Origin of the sequence: Nonomuraea sp. NPDC050547, from assembly GCF_044457345.1 — a bacterium.
Classification (GTDB): Bacteria; Actinomycetota; Actinomycetes; order Streptosporangiales; family Streptosporangiaceae; genus Nonomuraea.
Genome location: NZ_JBITGW010000006.1, coordinates 264310 through 286463 on the forward strand (window position 1 = coordinate 264310; position 22154 = coordinate 286463).

The following is a 22154-nucleotide window of genomic DNA, read 5'->3' on the forward strand; positions in this document are numbered from 1 at the left end:
TCGCCGGTTCTAGCGTGGAGAGCGTCCCGACTCCCAGGGACGTGAGTGAGGGGCGGGGTTGCCGATGCCTCCGCCTCTCACTCCGCCAAGGCCCGCAACGGCTCGTCGGTGAGGCGGTAGACGGTCCACTCGTCCATGGGGATCGCGCCGAGCTTCTTGTAGAAGCCGATGGCGGGGGCGTTCCAGTCGAGCACCGACCATTCCAGGCGCTGGTAGCCCCGGTCCACGCAGATCTTGGCCAGTTCGGCCAGCAACGCCCTGCCGTACCCGCCGCCTCGGTGCTGCGGCCGCACGTAGAGATCTTCGAGATAGATCCCGTGTACGCCACGCCACGTCGAGAAGCTCAGAAACCACAACGCGAACCCGGCGAGCCGCCCATCGTGCTCGGCCACGTGCGCGAAGGCGGCGGGCTGTCCCCCGAACAGGGCCGTACGCAACTGCGCCTCGGTCGCCCTGGCCTCGTGGGGCACCTTCTCGTAGTCGGCCAGCTCGGCGACCATGGCCAGGATCTCGGAGACGTCGTCGGGGGTCGCGGGTCGAATCATGTGCCTCAGGTTAACCGAGTCCCGGCCAGGCCTTATCCACCCGTGGGCGGATCCGGAGGGGGCGCCTCAGTGGGCGGGTCCGGGGGCGGCTCCGGCGGCGGAGGTTCGGCCGGCGGGGCGGGTGGGGGCGGTCCGCTCGCGGGCAGAGGCGGGCGCGGCGCCGGTTCCGGACCGCTTCCCATCGCACCGGCCGCCAGCCAGAGGCCCAGCAGCAGGACGAGGACCCCCACCGAGGTCCCGGCGACCCGCCCCATGCGAAGGTGCGGTCGTACCCAGGTCCGGCCGCCTCCAGGGCGTCGCCGGTAGTGCCCCTTCACGTGCTGCCGCCGGTCGGCCATATGCGGACCGTAGCCACGAAAAGGGGAACGTTCCAGCCAGACTATGGTGACGAGCCGGCCTGTAGGCCGGGTTCTGTCCCTCTGGTGAGGGGGCGACCATCCATCTAGGGCCGCCGTTGCCGGCGGCCTCAAGCGGTCTACCCGCGCGGCTCGGGCGGGCAGCCCTCGAACGCCGTGCGCGGGCGCCTCTCGCGAGACGCCCTTCTTGACCTTGCTCCAGGTGGGGTTTACCGAGCCGCCCACGTCACCGTGGGCGCTGGTGGTCTCTTACACCACCGTTTCACCCTTACCTCCCCGAAAAGGGGAGGCGGTCTGTTCTCTGTGGCACTGTCCCGCGGGTCACCCCGGGTCGGCGTTACCGACCACCCTGCCCTGTGGAGCCCGGACCTTCCTCGGCGGACCCTCGCGGGCCCGACGCGGCCGCCCGGCCGGCTCGTCTGGCAGCGAGGTTATCACTCCTGGGCCACCGGGGATTCAGCGCAGGTGCGCGGTGTCGTTGAACGCCTTCACCACGGCGTTGCCGTCCGCGTAATAGTCGACCAGGCTCAGGCAGGCCAGGTCGAGATGCATCCGGTACAACGCCGCCGGCGGCGCCATCAGCGCGAACCGCAGCAGCATCTTGATCGGCGTCACGTGCGACACGACCAGGACCGTCTTGCCCAGATGCTGCTCGACCAGGCGATCCCTGACGCGCTGCACCCGGCGGGCGGCCTCGGCGAAGCTCTCGCCGTCCGGGGGCGCCACCGAGGGCTCGGCCAGCCACGCGGCCAGTTCCTCCGGCCAGCGCCGTTGAATCTCGGTGAACGTGTGCCCCTCCCACGCCCCGAAATCGGTCTCCCTGAGGTCTTCGTCCAGCTCCACGCCGAGCCCCGCGCGGGCCGCGACCGCCTCCGCGGTCTGCCGGGCGCGCTTGAGTGGCGAGCTCACAATCACATCCAGCCGGTACGGCTCCCGCGACAACCTCTCCGCGGCCGCCGCCGCCTGGGCCAGGCCGTTGGCGGTGAGCTCGGCGTCCCCCAGCCCGGAGAAGCGCCGCTCCACCGACAGCGGGGTCTCGCCGTGCCGCAGCAACAGCAGGGAGGTGGCGACGCGGGTGGCATCACCCCAGCCCGCCCCCTTGGCCCTGGTCTGCCGCGCGGCGGTGGAGGCGGAGGGCGCCGACAGGTCCGCGCCGGGAGCCGGCGTCTTGCGCGCCGCCGCTCGGGCCGGCGCACCGCCGTCCACGAAAAGCTCCGTCTGCCCGGCCTCGCCCGACGCCTGCCCGGCAACCCCTCGCCCGGCATCGGACGCGCCCGGTTCACGGGCCCCGCCCCCGATACCCGGCCCACCGGATCCGCTACCGGTGCCCGGCTTGCCGGATTCACGCCGGTCGGCGGGGGCTGCGGGTAGGTCGCCTGAGTTGCCGGTTTCGCCGTGGTCTGCGTGGGCTGGGGAATCGGGGCCGGGCTGGTCGCCCGGCTGCCACGGGAGGCCCTTGGCGGCGGCGTCCATGGCCTCGTTGGCCAGGCGGTCGGCGTGTTTGTTGCGTTCCCGGGGGATCCAGGTCCACTCGGTCACCCGCAGCCGCCCGGCCAGCCGGTTGGCCTCCAGGGCGAGCGGGCGCAACCCCTCGTTCTTGATCTTCCAGTTTCCGGCCATCTGCTCGACGACCAGCTTGGAGTCCATGCGCACCGCCACCGCGGCGCCCTCGCCGCCCAGCCGCAGCACCTCGGTGAGGCCGGCGATCAGGCCGCGGTACTCGGCCACGTTGTTGGTGGCGACGCCGATCGCCTCGGCGGTCTCGGCCAGCACCTGCCGGTCGGCGGCGTCGAGGACGACGGCGCCGTAGCCCGCGGGGCCCGGGTTGCCCCGTGAGCCGCCGTCGGCCTCGATGATGTACGAGGTCACAGGCCCGACTCTGGCGTGCGGACCAGGATCCTGCGGCACTCGTCGCAGCGCAGGACCTCGTCGTGGGGCGCGGCCTTGATGCGGTTCATCTCGGCGATGGACAGCGACACCTTGCAGCCCTGGCACTGGCCCCGGTAGAGCATGGCGGCGGCGACGCCGTACTGACCCTTGAGCTTGGTGTAGAGGGTCATCAGGTCGGCGGGGATGTCCGCGACGACGTCACCGCGGCGCTGCTGCACGTCGGCGGCGTCCTTGTCGATCTCGCCGAGCGCGGCGTCGCGGCGGTCCTCGGCGACGGCCCTGGTGGAGGCGAGGGCGTCGCGCTGGGCGACCAGGTCGACGGCCTTGGCGTCGGCGGCCTCACGGCGTTCCATGATCTCCAGGACGACCTCTTCCAGGTCACCCTGGCGGCGGTGCAACGAGGTGATCTCGGACTGCAGGCTGGCCAGGTCCTTGGGGGAGGTCACGGCGCCGGAGTCGAGGCGCTTCTGGTCGCGTTCCGACCGGGTGCGCACGGTGTCGACGTCCGCCTCGGCCTTGGTCTGCTCGCGCGCGAGGTCGCCCGCCTCGGTCTCGGCCTCGATCACCTCGGTCGAGAGCTTGGCGAACCGCTTGGTCTGCTCTTCGATCTCGGCCAGCTCGGGCAGGGTACGGCGGCGGTGGGCCAGCCGGTCGGCCGCGGAGTCGAGCTCTGCCAGGTCGAGCAGTCGCTTCTGTGCTTCAGGGGCTGCTTTCATGATCAATATCCTCTTGTCCAAGCATCGGTGACCGTGGCGGAGACGCGCGTCTCAACGTTAACGCCACTCGAGGCCAGGATGGACGCGGCGCTGTCCAGCCACGGCCATTCGGTGGCCCAGTGGGCGGCGTCGATGAGCGCCGGGCCGTCGGCCTCCATGAACTCGCTGGCCGGGTGGTGCCGAAGATCGGCGGTCAGGAAGACGTCGGCCCCGGCGGCGCGGGCCGTGCCGAGGAGGGAGTCGCCCGCGCCCCCGCTGACGGCGACGCGCGCGACCGGACGGGACAGATCCCCCGCCACCCGGATTCCCCAGGACGTCTTGGGCAGGCCCTCGGCCGCCCGCTCGGCGAAGTCGCCCAGCGTGACGGGGGACGGCAGCGTGCCGATCCGGCCCAGGCCGCGCCAGGGATCGTCGGGGAAGGGACGCAGCGGCACGAGGTCGCCGGTCAGGCCCACGGCTCGGGCCAGCGCGTCGGATACGCCGGGGTTGGCGACGTCGGCATTGGTGTGAGCGGTGTAGAGGGCTATGTCGCGCTTGATGAGGGTATGGAGCAGGCGACCCTTGGGGGTGGTGACGGCGACGCTCGTGGTGCCGCGCAGGTAGAGAGGGTGGTGGGTGACGATCAGGTCGGCTCCCCACGCGATGGCCTCCTCCGCGACCACCGCCACCGGATCCACCGCGAACAGGACTTTCCGCACCTCAAGCGCAGGGTCGCCGCAGACCAGGCCGACCGCGTCCCAGGATTCGGCGGTGGCGGGCGGGTAGGCCGTTTCGAGCGTTCCGATCACTTCTGCCAGCGTCACGCTGCGCAGACTACCGGCCCGGACCGATGCGTCAGGCGTGTTGTGTCGGGGGTGTCGTCCGAACAGGGTTCGGCGTAATGTAAGTGGATCCTGACGCGGAGGGCGTTATGTCACCTAGGATCGCGATCATCGGTGCGGGATTCGGTGGTCTCTGCATGGCGATCCAGCTCGAACGCGCGGGCATCACTTCTTACACCGTGTTCGAGAAGGCCGGCGAGGTCGGCGGCACGTGGCGCGACAACAGCTATCCGGGCGCGGGCTGCGACATCCCCTCCCATCTGTACTCCTTCTCCTTCGAGAAGTACGCCTCGTGGACCCGCCGCTACCCCGGCCAGCCCGAGATTCTTGGCTATCTCGCCCATTGCGCCGACAAATACGGCGTCAGGGGGAAAATCCGCTTTCACACCGAGGTCTCGGCGGCGGTCTTCGACGGCGACCACTGGCACCTCACCACCCGCCCCTGCGATACGGCCGCCGCCCCCACCAGAACCAGCCCGCCCGACGACCCGGAGGCCGGCATCCCCGGGAACGACGGTCCACGGGCTGACACACCCGGGAACGACGGACCTCGGGATGACCGGCCGGTGCTCGGGGTGGGAGGTGTGCGGATCGAGGAGTTCGAGGTCGTGGTGGCCGGGGTCGGGCAGCTGAATCGGCCCTTGGTGCCCGACATCCCCGGCATGGCGGACTTCGAGGGCGTCTCCTTCCACTCCGCCCGCTGGAACCACGACCACGACCTCAGCGGCCGCCGGGTGGCCGTCATCGGCACCGGGTCGTCGGCCGCGCAGTTCATCCCGCCGGTGGCGGGACGGGCCGGGCACCTGGACGTGTTCCAGCGCACGCCGAACTGGGTCATCCCCAAACCCGACGCCGCCTTCGGACCGCTGACCCGGCTGGCGCTGCACTTCGTGCCCGGGTTACAGCGCGCGTACCGCGAATGGATCTACCGCTACGCCGAGGGGACGCTCTACCCGGCGCTGGCCCGCGGGTGGAGCGAGGGGCTGCTCAGGAACCGGGCCCTCGGCCACCTGCGCGCGCAGGTGGCCGACCCCGGGCTGCGCGCCAAGCTCACGCCCGACTACCCGCCGGGCTGCAAGCGGGTGGTCATCGACAGCAAGTTCTATCCCGCGCTCACCCGGCCCAACGTGGACGTGGTGACCGACCGGATCGTCCGCATCACCGCCGAGGGGGTCGAGACCACACGGGGACTGCGCGAGGCGGACACCATCATCTACGGGACGGGGTTCAGGAGCACCGAGTTCCTGGCGCCGATCGCGTTCACGGGCCGCGGCGGGCAACGGCTGGACGAGCGGTGGAAGCAGGGGGCGGAGGCGTACCTGGGCATCTCGGTGCCGGACTTCCCGAACCTGTTCCTGCTGTACGGCCCCAACACCAACCTGGGCCACAACTCGATCATCTTCATGATCGAATGCCAGGTGAACCACATCATGAACTGCCTGCCGTACCTCGCGGACCGGGGACCGATGGAGGTCAGAGCGGAGGCGATGGCGGCGTGGAGCAGGCAACTGGACGTGGCCATGGCCCGCATGGTGTGGGGGAACGGCTGCCGGAGCTGGTACAAGACCACCGAGGGCCGCGTCACCAACAACTGGCCGGGCCCCACTCCCCTCTACCGGAAACTGACCGCACTACCCCCGCTACCCGCCTACCGGTTCGGCTAGCGGGGCACGCCATCGTTTGTCGCACGGCCCCATCCACCATGGGTGGATTTGGCCTGCGGTACGAGCGGTCGCGGCCGTCTGGCGCGATAACGTCGGTGACATGACAACACCCCTCCACCAGCGTGCGGTCGTGGCCGACACGCACAACGACCTGCTGATGGCGGTCTCGGCGCGACCGGCGGAGATCTGGGCTTCGTTCTTCCGCGAGCGCTGGCTGCCCCAGCTTCAGGCCGGCGGGGTGAACCTGCAGGTGCTGCCGGTGTTCATCGACGACCAGTACCGCCCGGAGGGCGCGCTCCGGCAGACGTTGCGCATGATCGAGTGTGCCCACGTGATCGCCGAGGGCAACGCCGGGGCCGTGGCGCTGTGCCGTATCGGAGCGGAGATCGACGCGGCGCTCGCGGACGGGAAGATCGCGCTCGTCCTGGCGCTGGAGAGCATGCCGGGCCTCGACGCCAGCGTGGAGCTGATCTCCACCGTTCACCGGCTGGGCGTGCGGGTCGCCTCGATCGCGCACTGGGGGCGCACCCCGCTGGCCGACGGCAGCGGCGAGGACGCCACCGGCAGCGGCCTGACCTCCCATGGCGTGGCGGCGCTGCGGGAGATGGAGCGGCTGGGGATGGTGTTCGACATCTCGCACCTGGGCGCCTCGGGAGTGGCGCACGTGCTGGAGTTGTCGACCAGGCCGGTCCTGGCGACGCATTCGAGCGCCCGCGCGCTGCGCGACCACCACCGCAACCTCACCGACGACCAGCTGCGCGCCGTGGCGGCGGGCGGCGGCGTCGTGTGCGTGAACTTCTTCGCCCCGTTCCTGCTGGAGGACGGCTCGAAGGCTCAGCTCGACAACCTGCTCGACCACATCGAGCACATCGCCGCCGTGGCCGGGATCGACCACGTGGGGCTGGGCCCGGACTTCGTGTACGAGGTGCTGAAGGAGCTCACGCCGCCCTGCTGCGAGGACGTCAACCTGCGCGGCGTGGACCCGCTGCAGGCGATCCCCGGGCTGGAGGGACCGGCGGGGTTGCCGATGGTCACCGAGGGGCTGTTGCGGCGCGGGGTGCCGGAAAGCGACGTTGTGAAGATCATCGGTGGGAATGTCCACCGTTTCCTGGGGGAGCTGCTCGTATGATCGCGGAACTCGAAGAGCTGGTCACGTGTGAGTCGTTCTCCAGCGATCTGGAGGCGGTCGCGCGCAGCGCCAAGGTCGTGGGCGCGATGGGCGCGCGGCATCTCGGCGCAGAACCCGAGTTCATCGTCGTGGACGGCGTCACCCACCTGCGCTGGACGTTCGGCGAGCCCCGCGTGCTCCTGCTCGGCCACCACGACACCGTCTGGCCGATGGGCACGCTGCGCACCCACCCGTGGTCGGTGGTGGACGGCGTGGCGCGCGGGCCGGGCGTGTTCGACATGAAGGCCGGGCTGGTGCAGACCTTCCACGCGCTGGCGGGGCTGCCGAGCCTCGACGGAGTCACCGTGCTGATCACCGGCGACGAGGAGGTCGGCTCGACGACGTCCAGCGGGCTGATCGAGGAGACCGCGCGCGGGCTGGCCGCCGCGTTCGTGCTGGAGGCCAGCGCCGACGGCGGCGCGCTGAAGACCGCGCGCAAGGGCACCTCCGACTATCGGGTCGAGGTGTACGGCAAGGCCGCCCACGCCGGACTCGAACCGTGGAACGGCGCCAACGCGGGCGTCGAGCTGGCCCGCCAGATCCTCGCCATCGACGAACTGGCCCAGCTCGTCGACGGCGGCGAGCTGCCCAGGGCCACGGCCACCACGGTCACGCCGACCGTGCTGTCCGGCGGCTCGACCGTCAACACCGTGCCCGCGCACGCCCGGGTCGGCGTGGACGTGCGGGTGTCGTCGGTGGCCGCGCAGACCCGCGTGGACGAGCTCATGCGCGCCCTGTCCCCCACGACCCCCGGCACCCGGATCGAGGTCAGCGGCGGACCGAACCGGCCGCCGCTGGAGGAGGCCATGTCGGCGGAGCTGTTCGCGCTGGCCCAGCGGCTCAGCCCGGAGCCCCTGACCAGCGCGCACGTGGGCGGCGCCTCCGACGGCAACTTCACCGCCGGGGTCGGCTGCCGCACCCTCGACGGGCTGGGCGGCGTGGGCGGCGGCGCGCACGCCGACCACGAACACGTGATCGTCGCCGAGATGCCGCGCCGCACGGAGCTCCTGCGGGCTCTGGTGTCGGCGGTCCTGGCGGGTGAGTGAGGGAGACATGAGCGACCTCGAGATCCGCGAGCTCCACGACCGGCGGGAGTTCGTCGAACTGCACCGCCTGTTCGACGACATCTGGCAGCCCGAACCGGGCAACCCGCCGGTGACCGTGGAGCTGATGAAGGTGTTCTCGCACACGGGCGGCTACGTGGCCGGGGCCTACCGTGACGGGGAACTGGTCGGCGGATCGGTGGGGATCCTGGCCGCCGGCGGCACCCTGCACTCCCACGTGACCGGCGCGCTGCCCGGTCAGGGCATCGGGCTGCCGCTCAAACGGCACCAGCGCGACTGGGCGCTGGCCAGGGGGATCACGAAGATCAGCTGGACGTTCGACCCGCTGGTACGGCGTAACGCCCGCTTCAACCTGGTGAAGCTGGGCGCGCGGCCGGAGGAGTACCTGGAGGACTTCTACGGGATCATGGCCGACGCCATCAACGAGGGCGACCGGTCCGACCGGCTGCTGGCGGTGTGGCGGCTGGACGAGACGGCGGTGCCGTACCCGATCGGGAACGCCACGGCGGGGGTGGCGGAGCGGGACGGGATGCCCGTCGTGGGGCGGGCCGACGGGCCGGTCGTGCTGGTGGCGACGCCGCGCGACATCGAGACGCTGCGGCGGGAGAAGCCCGCGGCGGGCATGGCGTGGCGGATGGCGCTGCGCGAGGTCCTGGGCGGGCTGATGGGCGGGGGCGCGCGGGTCGTGGATTTCACGGACCGTGGAGAATATGTACTAAAGCTGTCAGAGGGCGAACAGCCTGGTTAACGTCGGTGCATGACGGAATTCACCCCCACCGTCCCGCACCGCGTTCTCCCCCCGGTAACCGTGAGGGACCTGCCAGAACCACCGCGCACCACCTGGCGCGTCATCGGGCCCGGCCTGGTGGGCGCGGGTGTGGGACTGGCCTCCGGCGAGTTCATCCTCTGGCCCTACATCGCCTCCCAGGTCGGCCTGGTCTTCATCTGGGGCGCGCTGATCGGCATCGTCACGCAGTGGTTCCTCAACATGGAGATCGAGCGGTACACGCTGGCCACCGGCGAGACCGCGCTGACCGGGTTCAGCCGCATGTGGAAGCACTGGGGCCTGGTCTTCGTGCTGATGACGCTCTGCTCGAACCTGTGGCCGGGCTGGGTGACGACCTCGGCCACGATGGTCACGTACCTGACCGGCGGCGGCCAGCCGAGCGTCCGCTACATCGCGATCGGCATGCTGCTGGTCATCGCGCTGGGGCTGACGCTCGCCCCGGTCATCTACACCGTCCTGGAGCGGGTGATCTTCGTGAAGATCGCCCTCGTGCTGACGCTCGCGGTGGTCGCGATCCTGTTCGCGATCAACGCCGACGCCTGGGTGGAACTGGGCAAGGGCCTGACCGTCGGGGCGAGCTTCCCGGTGCCGCCGCTGGAGTTCGCGGTGCTCATGGGCGCCATCGCCTACGCCGGGGCGGGCGGCGGGCAGAACCTGTGCCAGAGCAACTGGATCCGCGACAAGGGCTTCGGCATGGGCGCGTACGTCCCGCGCCTGGTCAGCCCGGTCACCGGACACGAGGAGGCGGCGGCGTCCACGGGGTTCCAGTTCGCCCCGACCAAGGAGAACCTGGCCCGCTGGCGGCAGTGGTGGCGTTTCGCCAACATCGAGCAGGGGTCCACCTTCGCGGTGGTCTCGTTCCTGACGATCGCGCTGATGTCGATGCTGGCGTACTCGACGGTGTTCGGGAAGGAGGGGCTGGCCAACAGCATCACCTTCCTCAAGGTCGAGGGCGAGACGCTGCAGAGCGTGGTGGGGCCGTGGTTCGGCGTGCTGTTCTGGGTGATCGGCGCGTTGTCGCTGTTCGCCTCGGCGATGGGCATCGTGGACTACACCTCGCGCCTGGCCTCGGACGTCATCAAGACCGTCTACCTCCGCAACCGCGGCATCACGGTCAACCGCGTCTACTTCCTCACGGTGTGGACGATGACCGTGCTGGGGATCGCGATCCTGCTGCTGGGCTTCGACCAGCCGCTGATCCTGCTGGTGTTCTCGGCGAGTTTCGCGGCGGTGATGATGTTCGTGTACTCGATCCTGCTGATCATCCTCAACCGGCGGTCGCTGCCCGACGCGATCAAGGTCCGCTCGTACCGGCTGGCGGCCCTGTTCTGGTCCGTCGCCTTCTTCGGCTCTCTCACGATCCTCACCCTGGTCCAGCAGGCCGGCAAACTCTTCTGACGCTTCTGGCGGGCCGTCCTTCCGTTACGGCTCCCGCCACCCCCACGCCACCCGCCGACCCGGGCGGGCGCCGATCGGGGGGATCGCTTCTCACGCCGGACGTGGTCCCCGCCGTCACGGCGCCCGCTTGACCTCTACTTTGGTTGAGGTACCAGACTGCCCGGCATGAACATTGTCGAAGTGACCCGGTTCGGTGGTCCGGAAGTCCTGCGGGTTCGTCAGTCCTCCCCGGTGACCGCCGGGCCGGGAGAGGTCGTGATCGAGGTGCGCGCGGCCGACGTGCTGTCGATCGAGGTGCAGTTGCGCACCGGCTGGGGGCGGGAGTGGTTCGGCACCCAGCCGCCCTACGTGCCCGGGACGGCCGTGGCAGGGGTGGTCCGGCCGGCGCCGGAGGCCGGCTCCTGGGAAGGGCGGCGGGTCGCCGCGCTTCTGCCCGGCGGCGGGTACGCCGAACAGGTGGCCGCGCCTCTGTCCGCGCTCGTGGAGGTGCCCGATCACGTCTCGCTGATCTCGGCCGCCGCCCTGCTCCAGGTGGGACCGGCGGCGCTCAGCCTTCTCGACGCCGCCGAGCTCAAGCCGGGTGCGCGGGTGCTGGTGACCGGGGCGGGCGGGGCGCTCGGGCTGGTGCTCGTGGAACTGGCGGCCAGGGCGGGCGCCCACGTGGTCGGCGCCGCCCGGGGCCCGGCCAAGCGGGCCCGTGCCCTCTCGCTGGGCGCCTCGTCCGTGGTGGACTACCCGGCCCTGGCCTCCGGTGACCTGGAGTTCGACGTCGTCTTCGACGGGGTGGGCGGGCGGGTGGGGGCCGACGCCTTCGCGCTGACCGTCCCGGGTGGGGTGTTCTTCGGGTACGGGGTGCTCAGTGGCGAGTTCGCGGCCGTCGGTCCCGACGAGGCGGAGCGGCGCGGGGTGCGGCTGGTGGGGATCGAGCAGGTGCAGTTCACGCCGGAGGCGCTGCACCGGCTGGCGGAGCGGACGCTGACCGCCGGGATCACGCCCACGATCGGGCTGGCGGTGCCGCTGGACCAGGCGCATCGGGCCCACGCGGCGCTGGAGGCGCGCGACGTGGTCGGCAAGGCGGTGCTGGTGACCCACGGGCGGGCGGTGCGCTACTCCGAGCACGGCGGCGCCGAGGTGCTGCGAGTGGACGAGGTGCCGATCCCCGTGCCCGGCCCCGGTCAGGTGCGGGTGGCGGTCAGGGCGGCCGGGGTCAACGCCGTGGACTGGAAGATCCGCGGCGGCGCCTTCGGCATCCCGCTGGACGGCCCCACGGGCACGGGGCTGGAGTTCTCGGGCGTCATCGACGCGATCGGACCCGGCGTGGACGGCCCGGACGCGGGCCCGGACGCGGGATGGTTGCGGGTCGGGCAGGGGGTGGTGGGGCGGCATTCCGGGGCGCTGGCCGACTATGTGCTGGCCGTACCGGATGATCTGGTTGCCAAGCCTGACGGGCACACCCATGTCGAGGCGGCGGCCTTGCCGGTGGCGGTGGAGACGGCGGCGCGGGCGCTGGCGCTGCTCGGGCTTGAGGAGGGGCGGACGTTGCTCATCCACGCCGTCGCGGGCGGTGTCGGGCTGGCCGCCGCCCAACTGGCCATCCGGGCGGGGCTTCGGGTGGTCGGTACGGCCAGCGAACCCCACCACCCCTACCTGAAGGGCCTGGGCGTGCACCCGGTGACCTACGGCGACGGGCTGGAGGAGCGGATCGGGGAGCCGGTGGACCTGGTGCTGGACGCCTCGGGCAGGGATGTGGTGGCGCTGTCGGTCCGGCTCACCGGCGATCCGGACAAGGTGGTCAGCATCGCCGATCCCGGTGCGGGCAGCCACGGGGTTCGCTTCTCCAGCGGGTCATCCAGCCCCATCAAACTTCGCGATATTTCGGGAGAAATCGCCGCCACCCGCCTCCCCATCGCCGCCGAGTTCCCCCTCGAACAGGCCGCCGACGCCCACCGGCTCAGCGAACACGGCCACTTCCTCGGCAAGATCGTGGTCAATGCGGAAGCGAACGTTCCTCGTTAGCGGGCACACTGGGCCACATGCTGGAAACCTCGGCCCGCCTGCTCAAGCTCCTGTCCCTGCTCCAGGCCCACAAGGAATGGTCGGGACCCGAGCTGGCCGACCGGCTTCAGGTCTCCACCCGGACGGTCAGGAACGACGTCGAACGCCTGCGCACACTCGGCTACCCGGTCCACGCCACCCCGGGCGTGGCCGGCGGCTACCGGCTCGGCGCCGGGGCGGCGCTGCCGCCGCTGCTGCTCGACGACGAGGAGGCCGTGGCGGTCGCGGTCGGTCTGGGGCGGGCGGCCGGCGGCGGCGTGGCCGGGATCGAGGAGACCTCGGTACGCGCGCTCGCCAAGCTGGAGCAGGTGCTGCCCTCGCGGTTGCGCCGCCGGGTTAGCGCGCTCAACACCCACACGGTGCACATCCCCGGCGAGGCGCCGTCGGTGCCGCCCGAGGTGCTGACCACGATCGCCAACGCCGCCCGCGACCACGAGCGCCTGCGCTTCGACTACGTGGGGCACGGCGGGGCGGTCAGCAGGCGGGACGCGGAGCCGTACCGGCTGGTGCATCGCAGGGGGCGCTGGTATCTGATGGCGTGGGACGTCGAGCGGGCCGACTGGCGCACGTTCCGGGTGGACCGGATCACGCTCAAGGTGCCCGCCACCGGGCCGAGGTTCGTGCCGCGGGAGCTGCCCGGCGACGTGGCGGCGTACGTGGAGAAGGGGATCAGCACCGCGATGTGGGAGCACACCGGAACGGTGCTGCTGCACGCGCCGGCCGAGCGGATGCGGAAGCTGGGGCTCGGCCTGGAGATCGAGCCGGACGGCGAGGACCGTTGCCTGATGCGGGTGGGCGGCGACAACCTCGCCGGCATCGCCGCCTGGATCGGCTTCCTCGACGTGGACTTCGAGGTGCTGGACCCGCCGGAGCTCGCCGCCGCGGTGAAGGCGCTGGCCGACCGGTACGGCAGGGCGGTCAGCGACCGGTAAGCCGGCGGTCAGAGGCCGGCGGCATCGTCGGGGACATGGATATCACGCAGGTCGCAGGCAGCAGGGACGACTTCCAGCTCGTCCGCCACATCACCGTCTCCGGCTCCCAGGAGGAGATCGGCGGGCAACTCGCGCAGGAGGCGCGCCGGATCGGCTGGCAGCCCGCCCCCGCCGATCCCGAGGTCAACCGGGCGCGCAGGGAGTGGTTCGCCCGCCACTGGCCGCAGCATCTGGCCCGCATGAACGGCGCCGCCGCCGCGCTCGGCCTCGACCCCGGCCAGGACGAGGTCACGCTCGACGGACTGACCGCGCTGCCGCAGGCCTGCTCGGCGCTGTGGGTGCCGCCCTCGGCGGCCACCGACGGGCACGGCAGGATCGGCCGCAACTATGACTTCTTCACCATGACCACGAGCGAGCTCATGGGCACCCCTCCGGTGCCGGACGAGCTGCCGATGGCCTCGCGCCCGCACGTGATCACCACCCGGCCCGCCGACGGCCTGGCGACCACGGTGCTGACGATGACGGAGTTCGACGGCTGCATGGACGGCGTCAACGAGGCCGGTCTCGCCGTGGTGCTGCTGATCGCCGACTTCGAGAGCGCCGAACCGCCCACGGACTTCTCCCCGCAGGCCGGCGTGAACTCGGTGCAGTTGCCCCGCTTCCTGCTGGACACTTGTGAGACGGCCGAGGAGGCCAGGGCGGCGCTGCGGGAGGCCACCGTGTACGACTTCGGGATGCCGCTGCACTACCTGATCGCCGACGCGCGGGGGCAGGCGTTCGTGTGGGAGGCGCCCGGCCATGTGACCGAGGCCGGTGACGGCGCGCTGTGCGTGACCAACCATCTGCTGCACCGCCACCCCGACCCCAAGGCGCTGCCGGAGGACACTCCGGGGTCCTTCGCCTCCTACGCCCGCCTGCGTACCCTGCACGAGCGCAGCCAGGACGCGGTCATGGGCCCGGCGGACCTGCGCGCGAGCCTGCTGGAGGTGGCGCAGACCGGGGACCCGTCGATGCGGACGCTATACAACTCGTTCCTCGACACCGCCGAACGCACGATGACGGTCCGCTTCTACCTGGGCGAGGGCCGCGGCCACTCCCCCGAGCTGGTCTTCAGCCCTTCGCTCTGACCAGGCCGGACTCGTAGGCGAACACCACGAGCTGGGCGCGGTCGCGCGCGCCCAGCTTCGTCATGGCCCTGCTCACGTGGGTCTTGGCGGTGAACGGGCTGACCACCATGCTCTGGGCGATCTCGGCGTTGGTCAGCCCGCGCGCCACCAGCGCGACGGCCTCGCGCTCGCGCGCGGTCAGCAGGTTGGCCTCCCCCGGCGGCAGCGTCAGCGGCGGCCGGGTCACGAACTCGCTGATCAGCCTGCGGGTGATGCCGGGCGACAGCAGCGCGTCGCCGCGCATGACCACGCCGACCGCGTGCACGAGGTCGCCGGGGTCGGTGTCCTTCAGCAGGAACCCGGCCGCGCCCGCGCGCAGCGCGGAGAAGACGTACTCGTCGAGGCCGAAGTTGGTGAGGATCACCACGTGGACGGCGGCCAGCTTCGGGTCGGCGGCGATGGCGGCGGTGGCCTCGATGCCGTCCATGACCGGCATCTGGATGTCGAGCAGGACCACGTCGGGCAGGAGTTCCCGCGCGAGCTCGATCGCCTCCTGCCCGTTGGCCGCCTCGCCGACGACGTCGACGTTCTCCTCGGCGTCCAGCAGCGCGCGAAAGCCCGCCCTGATGAGCTTCTGGTCGTCGGCGAGCAGGACGCGGATCATGCGGGCAGCTCCGCCCGCACGCTGAACCCGCCCTCGGGCCGCGGCCCCGCCGCCAGCGTGCCGCCGAGCGCGGCGACCCGCTCGCGCATGCCGGTCAGCCCGACCCCCGGCGTGCCCGCCGACGGGCCGTGCCCGTCGTCGTCCACCTGCAGGACCAGCTCGGCGCTGCCGTAGTTGACGACCACGTCGGCGGCGGCCGCGCCGCCCGCGTGCTTGGTGACGTTGGTCAGCGCCTCCTGCACGATCCGGTAGGCGGCCTGCTCGACCTCCTCGGGCAGCGGGCGGGGCGAGCCGCCGACGGTCAGCCGCACGTCCTGGCCGCCCGCCCTGGTCCGCTCGACCAGTCCGGGCAGCCGCGCCAGCGCCACCGTCTCGTCGCGCAGCGCCTCCAGCGTCGCGCGCAGCTCGCGCATCGCGTCGCCGCTGGCCTCCTGGATCGTCAGCAGCGACGCGGGCACCTCCTCACCGCGCTTCTTCGCCAGGTGTACGGCCACGCCCGCCTGTACCTTGATGACCGAGATCGCATGGGTGAGGGTGTCGTGCAGTTCCCTGGCGATGTAGAGCCGCTCCTGCTCGGCCCGGCGCAGCAGGGCCTCCTCCCGGGTGCGCTCGGCCTCGGCGGCCCGCTCGTCGGCCTGCAGGAGCGCCACGCCCATCGCCATGGCCGCCACGTACCAGCCCATGACGAGGAATCCGCCCTTGATCGCGAGCACCGGAGGCTGACCGGCCAGCAGGTTCGCCGCGATCATGCCGAGGATGAGCGTCAGCGCCGAGGCGAGCGCGTACGGCCGGGCCTGGATCCTGACCACGCTGGTCAGGGCGATGAGGGCGGGCACGCTCGCCGCGATCTCGGGTTCGACGGTCAGGAAGTAGACGAGCGCGAGCCCGGTGGTCGTGGCCAGCACCGGTATGGGCGCGCGCCGGTGGAAGTGCATGGCGGCCGCGGCGGCCAGCAGCAGCGCGTAGCCGATCGGGCCTGCTTTGCCGGTGAGGGCGGCGTTGGCCACCATTACGGCCGCCACGACGGGCGCCATCAGGAGATCGGGCCTGCTCATGGCGGCAAACTACGCCATATGTCGCCCCAGCGCGTCGTCCGGGGGTGCTACTCCCCGGAGAGTAGGCAAGTGCGTTCGCTGGTACGACGACCTGCGGCGATCCGGCGGCGATCGTCGATGGCATGCGAATCGACACCTTCTCCGGCCCGATCCACCTGCCCGGCGACCCCGGCTACGACGGCGGCCGATGGATCTGGAACCAGGCGGTCGACCAGCGGCCCGCGGTCGTCGCCGAGGCGCTGGGCGCCGAGGACGTGCGGGCCGCGCTGCTGGCCGCCCGCGAACGCGGCCTTCCCCTGACCGTGCAGGCGACCGGCCACGGCACGCTGGTGCCGGCCGACGGCGGCCTGCTGCTGAAGACCACCCGGATGGCCGGCGTGGAGGTCGACCCGGTGCGCCGCGTGGCGGTCGTGGAGCCGGGCGCGGTGTGGGAGGACGTGCTGTCGGCGGCGGCCGCCCACGGCCTGGCCCCGCTGGCGGGCGTGCCGTCGGTCGGCGTCACCGGCTACACGCTCGGCGGCGGCGCGGGCTGGCTGTCACGCCTGTACGGCCTCGCCGCCGACAACGTGGTCGGCGCCGAGGTCGTCACCGCCGACGGCCGGATCCTGGAGGCCGACGAGGAACACCACCCCGACCTGTTCTGGGCGCTGCGCGGCGGCAGCGGCAACTTCGGCGTCGTCACCCGGCTGGAGTTCCGCCTGTTCCCGGTGGCGCGGATGGTGGCCGGCATGACCATGCACGCCTTCGAGCGGGCCGGCGAGACACTGGCCGCCTTCCGCGACTGGGAGCAGCCGGACACGGTCAACGCCGCCGTCTTCGTCATCAGGATGCCCGACGGCACGCGGATGCTGGGCGTGCGCGTCGTGGCGGTGGGCGAGCCGGAGTCGGTGCTGGCCCCGCTGCTGTCGGCGGCTAGCGAGCCGCTGAGCGGCGAGTACGCCGAGCTGCCCTACGAGCAGGCCGTGGGGGTGCTGGCCCCCGCCCACGGGCCGATGCCGCTGGGCAACGGCTTCGAGTACGTCCGTGACCTGCCCGACGACCTGATCGCCGCGCTCCTGGAGTCGCCGGTGGGCGGTATCGAGATCCGCAGGTGGGGCGGCGCCATGGCGGCGCCGGGCGGCCCGGCGGGGCATCGCGACGTGCCGTTCTCGGTGATGGCCGGTGAGCCGATCGAGGTCCCGCACGCGACCGGCGGCGCGTTCCTCAACTTCCTGACCGACACCTCCAGGACCGCCGACGCCTTCACCCCGGCCGGCTACGCCCGCCTGCGCGAGCTGAAGAAGGCCTGGGACCCGGAGGGCGTGCTGCGTCCGAGCCACCTGATCGAGGCGGAGTGAGCATGGGATTCCTGCACATCAGCCCGGTCGAGCCGAAAGCCGCCACGGGCCTGGTCGCCGAGGTCTACCGCCGGCAGGCCGCCGACGTGGGACTGGCCCGCATGCCCGCCCTGATGGCCCTGTCGTCCGTGCCCGCCCTGCTGGCCGCCACCTGGTCGACGCTCAGGGAGTCGCTGATGGCGGGGCCGCTGTCCAGGACGGAGCGGGAGGTCGTCGCGCTGGGCGTGTCGACGGCCAACCGGTGCCCGTACTGCGTGGGCGCGCACACCCTGTTCCTGCACGCGACCGGCGACCACGCGCTGGCCGAGACCCTGCTGGCGGGTGGCAGACCGGCCGATCCGCGCCAGGCGGCCCTGTACGCCTGGGCGATGGGCGAGACCCGCGACGCCCCGGACGCGCCTGAGCTGCTGGGGACGGCGCTGGCCTTCCACTTCATCAACCGCATGGTCACCGCCCTGCACACGCCCGACGTGCTGCCGGGAGGACTGCAGAAGACCCGGCTGGTGCGCCGGGCGGCCGGCCGTACTCTGGCCGGGCGCGCGCGGCGGCCGCTGCCGCCGGGCGAAAGCCTGCGGCTCCTGGACGCGCCGCGCACCGCCGCGCCCGCCTGGGCGCACGGCTCCCCCGCCGGTACGGCCTACGCCGCGCTGACCGAGGTCGCCGGGCAGGGAGGCGCCCTCCTGACGTACCCGGAGCGCGTGGCCGAGGCCGTGGCCCGCTGGGACGGCGGCCACCCGCCCATGGGCGGCTCCTGGCCGGCCGGCGCCCTGTCCGGGCTGCCCGCCGCCGAGGTGGCGCCCACGCGGCTGGCCCTGCTGGCGGCGCTGGCGCCGTACCGGATCACCGAGGGGGACGTGGCGGCGTGGCCGCACACCGACGAGAGCCTGGTCCGGCTGCTCGCCTTCGGCGCCGTGACGGCGGTACGGCACGCCGAGCGGAGCTTCAGCCCGGCGGCGGCGAGCTGATCAGCGGGCGGCCAGGTACTCCTCCCTGACCTTGCTCCTGGACAGCTTGCCGGTCGGCGTGCGCGGCAGCCGCTCGCGGAACTCGATCACCTTCGGGTGCTTGAAGCGGGCCAGGCGCGGCTCCAGGTGGGTCAGGAGGGCGTCGGCGGTGATGGGGGCGTGCGGCTGGACGAGGGCGACGACGTTGTGTCCCCATTCCTCGTCCGGCACGCCGATGACCACGACGTCGGCCACGGCCGGGTGCTCCAGGATCGCCGCCTCGATCTCGGCGGGGTAGATGTTGACGCCGCCGGAGACGATGAGGTCGGTGCGGCGGTCGCACAGGAACAGGAAGCCGTCCTCGTCGACGTAGCCGATGTCGCCGGGGGCGTACCACTCGCCGCGCATGCTGGCGGCGGTCTTGGCCGGGTCCTTGCGGTACTCGAACGAGCCGAGGCTCGACTTGACGTAGATCATGCCGGGCTCGCCCGGCGGGAGCTCCTCGCCCTCCTCGTCGAGGATCTTGGCCTCGAACGTGGGGGCGGGGCGGCCGACCGTGCCGGGGCGGGCCAGCCAGTCGTGCGGCTTGACGGAGAAGGCGATCGTGGACTCGGTCGAGCCGTAGTACTCGTAGAGGACCGGCCCCCACCAGTCGAGTATGCCCTGCTTGACGGCGACCGGGCAGGCGGCGGCGGTGTGGATGACCTGGCCCAGCGAGCTGAGGTCGTAGCGCTTCCTGACCTCGGCCGGGAGCTGGAGCATCCGGTGGAACATGGTCGGCACCATCATCGCGTTGGTGACCCGGTACTGCTCGACGAGGGCCAGGATCGGCTCCGGCTCGAAGCGCGGGGCGATGACGACGGTGTGGCCGAGGTGGAGGGCGAACTGGCTGTGGGCGCACGGCGCGGAGTGGTACATGGGCGAGGTCACCAGGTGCACCCCGTCGCCCGGCCGCAGGTCGCACACCTCGCCCAGGAACCAGACGTACAGCGGGACGATCGCCTCCGGCTCCGCGCCGGGCAGCGGGCGCTGCACGCCTTTGGGGAAGCCGGTGGTACCGGAGGTGTACCACATGACGGCGCCCGAGGTGCGGTCCTCCGGGGCGGTGCCGGGGCGGCCCTCGGCCAGGCTCGCCACGTCCGCGGGGCCGGTCACCACGACCTTGGCGTCGCAGTCCTGGATGATGTAGTCGACCTCGGGCTCGGTCAGGTGCCAGTTGATCGGCACGTAGTAGAGCCCGATCTGGCCGGTGGCCATGAGCATGACGACCGCGTCGACGCCGTTGCGCAGGATGCCGGCGACCACGTCCCCGTTGCCCAGGCCGCGGGCGCGCAGGCCGTGGGAGACCTGGTTGACGCGGGTGAGCAGGTCGCCGTAACTGGTGGTGGCGCCGTCCACGTCGATCACGGCGGTGCGGCCGGGGTCGGCCGCCGCGAAGGCGTAGAAGCCCGGGGTCTGGCTGAGGTCCATCACAGCTCCAGCAGCTCGGCGAGACGGGTGCGGTGGCGGCGGGGCGGGCCGAGCAGGACCTCGTCGGCCTTGGCGCGCTTGTAGTACAGGTGGGCGTCGTGCTCCCAGGTGAAGCCGATGCCGCCGTGCAGCAGCAGATGGTCGCGGGCCACCTCGAAGCAGGCCCGGCCGACGTAGGCCTGGGCGAGCGCGGCGGCCTCGGGCAGGTCGGCGGGCGACTCGTCGCCGGCCCAGGCGGCGTAGCGGACGATCGACTCGGCCTGTTCGAGCTTGCCGTGCATGTCGGCCAGCTTGTGCTTCACGCCCTGGTAGGAACCGATGTAGCGGCCGAAGGCGACCCGGACCTTGGCGTAGGCGACGATGGCTTCGAGCGCGGCCCTGATCACGCCGAGCTGCTCAGCGGCGAGGGCGACGGCCTGCAGGTCGCGGATGGTGGCCAGCGTCTCGGGGTCGTCGGTGACGAGCCTGCCGGGCGGCGCGGTGACCCGCGCCTGGCGCCGCGTGAGGTCGAGCGTCTCCAGCGGCTGCCTGGTCGCCTCCTCAGCCGGTACGGCCCGCAGCTCACCCCCGACGTCCAGCAGGATGAGGCCGGCCTCCATGCCGTTGGGCACGTGGCCGGGGTCGGCCGCGTAGGTGGCGACGAGGCTGCCGTCGGCGATGCCGGGCAGCAGTTCCTTGTCGCCCACCCTGGTCAGCGCGATGGCGGCGAACGTGGTGGCCAGGAAGGGACCGGGCAGCAGGGCGGCGCCGGTCTCCTCCAGGACGACCGCGAGCTCGGCGTGGCCGGCGCCGGCTCCGCCGTACTCCTCGGGGACGATGAGGCCGGTGAGCCCGAGCTCGCCGGAAAGGCGCGCGTAGACCTCGCGAGAGTACCCGTCGGTCGACTCCATGTCGCGGCGAACCTGGGCGAGCGGGGAGGCGGCGGCGAGGAAGGACCGTACGGCGGCGCGCAGGTCCTGCTGCTCCTGGCTGAGCACGAGCTTCACGACTGGGTCCCCACCTTCAGGTCCTTGAACGGCACGGTCTTGTCCACGCGCGGCTCCGGCGGCAGCCCGAGCACCCGGTCGCCGACGATGTTGCGCATGATCTCGTTGGTGCCGCCGCCGAGGGCGAGCGCGGGCGCCAGCGCGATCGCCTGGGACAGGCCGTCGTCGGTGACCGCGTCGGGCCCGGCGAGGGAGGTGGCGAGGTCGGCCTGGAACATGGTCAGCTCGGCCAGCAGCAGTTTGGCGGCGCTGCCGCGGGCGCCGGGGAAGACGCCGGCCCTGGTCTCCTGCGACAGGCGCTGGTTGAACAGCGACAGCGCGCGGGAGCGGATGTGCAGCTCGACGAGCTGGTCACGGACGTAGGGGTCGCCGGTGTCGAGCTTGTCGCGCAGGGCCTCGAAGGAGACGGGGTTGTCGCGCTGGCCGCTCATGCCGACGCCGGCGGAGATCGACAGACGCTCGTGCAGGAGGGTGGTGACGGCGACGCCCCAGCCGTCGTTGACCTCGCCGATGCGGTCGGCGTCCGGGATCGTCACGTCGTCGAAGAAGATCTCGTTGAACCTGGCGTGGCCGGTCATGTCCTTGAGCGGCTTGACGGTGACGCCGGGGTGGTGCATGTCGACGGCGAACATGGTCAGGCCCTTGTGCTTGGGCACGTCCACGTCGGTCCTGGCCAGCAGCAGGCCCCAGTCGGCGTGCTGGGCCACCGAGGTCCAGACCTTCTGGCCGTTGACGACCCAGCCGTCGCCGTCGCGCTCGGCCTTGGTCTGGAGGCTGGCCACGTCGCTGCCGGCGCCGGGCTCGGAGAAGAGCTGGCACCATACGTGCTCGCCGCGCAGCAGCGGGCGCAGGAAGCGGGCGCGCTGCTCGTCGCTGCCCCGGTCGAGGATGGTCGGGCCGCACATGCCCAAGCCGATCGAGAAGATGTAGGTGGGCAGGTTGTGGTGGCGGGCCTCGGCGGCGAAGGCGCGTTCCTCCGCCTGGGTCAGGCCCTGGCCGCCCCACTGCTCCGGCCAGGTGATGCCGGAGTATCCGGCGTCGTGGAGCCTGGCCATGAAGGCCTTCGGATCGTCCTCCCGGGCGTTCTCCGCCAGCCAGGCACGGGCCTCGCGCCGATACTCATCAAGGTTCACATCGTCTCCTTGGCATCAGTGCTCACTTACTCTAACTAGCCCGAAGTCGCATTCATAGAGCAT

Annotated in this window: 19 protein-coding genes and 1 other RNA gene; 10 read left to right on the forward strand and 10 right to left on the reverse strand. The window is 72.0% G+C overall.

Going from position 1 to position 22154, the window contains the following annotated elements; genetic code table 11:
• Window positions 1–77: 77 nt before the first annotated feature.
• From ACIBHY_RS17530 to ACIBHY_RS17550, 5 genes are all read right to left on the reverse strand, one after another.
• Complete coding sequence (locus ACIBHY_RS17530; protein WP_397242301.1) at window positions 78–545, reverse strand: GNAT family N-acetyltransferase; 468 nt, start codon at window positions 543–545, stop codon at window positions 78–80.
• A 384-nt stretch (window positions 546–929) separates the two neighbouring features.
• An RNA gene (gene rnpB / locus ACIBHY_RS17535) (RNase P RNA component class A) lies at window positions 930–1319 on the reverse strand.
• Between the two features lie 38 nt (window positions 1320–1357).
• Window positions 1358–2770: a histidine phosphatase family protein gene (locus ACIBHY_RS17540; protein WP_397307185.1), complete on the reverse strand. Its 1413-nt coding sequence runs from the start codon at window positions 2768–2770 to the stop codon at window positions 1358–1360.
• Window positions 2767–3507 (reverse strand): zinc ribbon domain-containing protein, encoded by a 741-nt coding sequence (locus ACIBHY_RS17545; RefSeq protein ID WP_397307186.1) that lies wholly within the window; start codon window positions 3505–3507, stop codon window positions 2767–2769. Before ACIBHY_RS17545 ends, ACIBHY_RS17540 begins: the two co-directional genes overlap by 4 nt.
• Window positions 3508–3509: 2 nt before the next feature.
• The gene (locus ACIBHY_RS17550) at window positions 3510–4310 is read right to left on the reverse strand and encodes a Nif3-like dinuclear metal center hexameric protein (protein WP_397307187.1); all 801 of its coding nucleotides are present in this window, start codon (window positions 4308–4310) and stop codon (window positions 3510–3512) included.
• A 107-nt stretch (window positions 4311–4417) separates the two neighbouring features.
• Between ACIBHY_RS17550 and ACIBHY_RS17555 the strand changes: the two genes are divergently transcribed.
• The 8 genes from ACIBHY_RS17555 (at window position 4418) to ACIBHY_RS17590 (ending at window position 14523) form a co-directional block, all read left to right on the forward strand.
• Entirely contained in the window at window positions 4418–5992 is a 1575-nt protein-coding gene (locus tag ACIBHY_RS17555) for a flavin-containing monooxygenase (RefSeq protein WP_397307188.1), read from the forward strand.
• Window positions 5993–6092: 100 nt separating this feature from the next.
• A complete protein-coding gene (locus ACIBHY_RS17560) occupies window positions 6093–7121 on the forward strand; it encodes a dipeptidase (RefSeq protein WP_397307189.1) in 1029 nt (342 codons plus the stop codon).
• On the forward strand, window positions 7118–8206 hold the full coding sequence (locus ACIBHY_RS17565; protein WP_397307190.1) for a M20/M25/M40 family metallo-hydrolase: 1089 nt from the start codon (window positions 7118–7120) through the stop codon (window positions 8204–8206). Before ACIBHY_RS17560 ends, ACIBHY_RS17565 begins: the two co-directional genes overlap by 4 nt.
• Before the next feature lie 7 nt (window positions 8207–8213).
• Entirely contained in the window at window positions 8214–8972 is a 759-nt protein-coding gene (locus tag ACIBHY_RS17570) for a GNAT family N-acetyltransferase (RefSeq protein WP_397242273.1), read from the forward strand.
• A 9-nt stretch (window positions 8973–8981) separates the two neighbouring features.
• The gene (locus ACIBHY_RS17575) at window positions 8982–10409 is read left to right on the forward strand and encodes an Nramp family divalent metal transporter (RefSeq protein ID WP_397307191.1); all 1428 of its coding nucleotides are present in this window, start codon (window positions 8982–8984) and stop codon (window positions 10407–10409) included.
• 165 nt (window positions 10410–10574) lie between these two features.
• Window positions 10575–12425, forward strand: coding sequence for a zinc-binding dehydrogenase (locus ACIBHY_RS17580; protein ID WP_397307192.1), 1851 nt, complete (start codon window positions 10575–10577; stop codon window positions 12423–12425).
• Between the two features lie 17 nt (window positions 12426–12442).
• Window positions 12443–13396 carry a helix-turn-helix transcriptional regulator gene (locus ACIBHY_RS17585; RefSeq protein ID WP_397242267.1) on the forward strand — a complete coding sequence of 318 codons (954 nt, stop codon included), beginning with the start codon at window positions 12443–12445 and terminating at the stop codon, window positions 13394–13396.
• A gap of 35 nt (window positions 13397–13431) precedes the next feature.
• Window positions 13432–14523 carry a C45 family autoproteolytic acyltransferase/hydolase gene (locus tag ACIBHY_RS17590; RefSeq protein WP_397307193.1) on the forward strand — a complete coding sequence of 364 codons (1092 nt, stop codon included), beginning with the start codon at window positions 13432–13434 and terminating at the stop codon, window positions 14521–14523.
• Here the strand turns inward: ACIBHY_RS17590 and ACIBHY_RS17595 are convergent.
• Window positions 14507–15166 (reverse strand): response regulator, encoded by a 660-nt coding sequence (locus ACIBHY_RS17595; RefSeq protein WP_397242263.1) that lies wholly within the window; start codon window positions 15164–15166, stop codon window positions 14507–14509. The genes ACIBHY_RS17590 and ACIBHY_RS17595 overlap by 17 nt on opposite strands.
• Window positions 15163–16221 (reverse strand): sensor histidine kinase, encoded by a 1059-nt coding sequence (locus ACIBHY_RS17600; protein WP_397242261.1) that lies wholly within the window; start codon window positions 16219–16221, stop codon window positions 15163–15165. The genes ACIBHY_RS17595 and ACIBHY_RS17600 overlap by 4 nt, the downstream gene beginning before the upstream one ends.
• Before the next feature lie 122 nt (window positions 16222–16343).
• On the opposite strand from ACIBHY_RS17600, the gene ACIBHY_RS17605 reads away from it, so the two are divergent.
• Complete coding sequence (locus tag ACIBHY_RS17605; protein ID WP_397307194.1) at window positions 16344–17558, forward strand: FAD-binding oxidoreductase; 1215 nt, start codon at window positions 16344–16346, stop codon at window positions 17556–17558.
• Window positions 17559–17560: 2 nt separating this feature from the next.
• Window positions 17561–18523 carry a carboxymuconolactone decarboxylase family protein gene (locus tag ACIBHY_RS17610; protein ID WP_397307195.1) on the forward strand — a complete coding sequence of 321 codons (963 nt, stop codon included), beginning with the start codon at window positions 17561–17563 and terminating at the stop codon, window positions 18521–18523.
• Here the strand turns inward: ACIBHY_RS17610 and ACIBHY_RS17615 are convergent, their stop codons facing one another.
• Genes ACIBHY_RS17615 through ACIBHY_RS17625 form a run of 3 tightly spaced genes read right to left on the reverse strand, consistent with a single transcriptional unit; the run spans window position 18524 to window position 22091 of the window.
• A complete protein-coding gene (locus ACIBHY_RS17615; RefSeq protein ID WP_397242255.1) occupies window positions 18524–19972 on the reverse strand; it encodes an AMP-binding protein in 1449 nt (482 codons plus the stop codon).
• Window positions 19972–20958, reverse strand: coding sequence for an acyl-CoA dehydrogenase family protein (locus ACIBHY_RS17620; RefSeq protein WP_397307196.1), 987 nt, complete (start codon window positions 20956–20958; stop codon window positions 19972–19974). Before ACIBHY_RS17620 ends, ACIBHY_RS17615 begins: the two co-directional genes overlap by 1 nt.
• The gene (locus tag ACIBHY_RS17625) at window positions 20955–22091 is read right to left on the reverse strand and encodes an acyl-CoA dehydrogenase family protein (RefSeq protein WP_397307197.1); all 1137 of its coding nucleotides are present in this window, start codon (window positions 22089–22091) and stop codon (window positions 20955–20957) included. Before ACIBHY_RS17625 ends, ACIBHY_RS17620 begins: the two co-directional genes overlap by 4 nt.
• Between the last annotated feature and the right edge of the window lie 63 nt (window positions 22092–22154).

Excerpts from the sequence above, each read along its gene's own strand:
- ACIBHY_RS17565 (WP_397307190.1), top strand. The coding sequence starts at position 7,118 with ATGATCGCGGAACTCGAAGAGCTGGTCACGTGTGAGTCGTTCTCCAGC.
- ACIBHY_RS17600 (WP_397242261.1), bottom strand. The coding sequence starts at position 16,221 with ATGAGCAGGCCCGATCTCCTGATGGCGCCCGTCGTGGCGGCCGTAATG.
- ACIBHY_RS17615 (WP_397242255.1), bottom strand. The coding sequence starts at position 19,972 with ATGGACCTCAGCCAGACCCCGGGCTTCTACGCCTTCGCGGCGGCCGAC.
- ACIBHY_RS17605 (WP_397307194.1), top strand. The coding sequence starts at position 16,344 with ATGCGAATCGACACCTTCTCCGGCCCGATCCACCTGCCCGGCGACCCC.
- ACIBHY_RS17580 (WP_397307192.1), top strand. The coding sequence starts at position 10,575 with ATGAACATTGTCGAAGTGACCCGGTTCGGTGGTCCGGAAGTCCTGCGG.
- ACIBHY_RS17575 (WP_397307191.1), top strand. The coding sequence starts at position 8,982 with ATGACGGAATTCACCCCCACCGTCCCGCACCGCGTTCTCCCCCCGGTA.
- ACIBHY_RS17555 (WP_397307188.1), top strand. The coding sequence starts at position 4,418 with ATGTCACCTAGGATCGCGATCATCGGTGCGGGATTCGGTGGTCTCTGC.
- ACIBHY_RS17545 (WP_397307186.1), bottom strand. The coding sequence starts at position 3,507 with ATGAAAGCAGCCCCTGAAGCACAGAAGCGACTGCTCGACCTGGCAGAG.
- ACIBHY_RS17590 (WP_397307193.1), top strand. The coding sequence starts at position 13,432 with ATGGATATCACGCAGGTCGCAGGCAGCAGGGACGACTTCCAGCTCGTC.
- ACIBHY_RS17610 (WP_397307195.1), top strand. The coding sequence starts at position 17,561 with ATGGGATTCCTGCACATCAGCCCGGTCGAGCCGAAAGCCGCCACGGGC.
- ACIBHY_RS17595 (WP_397242263.1), bottom strand. The coding sequence starts at position 15,166 with ATGATCCGCGTCCTGCTCGCCGACGACCAGAAGCTCATCAGGGCGGGC.
- ACIBHY_RS17585 (WP_397242267.1), top strand. The coding sequence starts at position 12,443 with ATGCTGGAAACCTCGGCCCGCCTGCTCAAGCTCCTGTCCCTGCTCCAG.
- ACIBHY_RS17570 (WP_397242273.1), top strand. The coding sequence starts at position 8,214 with ATGAGCGACCTCGAGATCCGCGAGCTCCACGACCGGCGGGAGTTCGTC.
- ACIBHY_RS17560 (WP_397307189.1), top strand. The coding sequence starts at position 6,093 with ATGACAACACCCCTCCACCAGCGTGCGGTCGTGGCCGACACGCACAAC.
- ACIBHY_RS17530 (WP_397242301.1), bottom strand. The coding sequence starts at position 545 with ATGATTCGACCCGCGACCCCCGACGACGTCTCCGAGATCCTGGCCATG.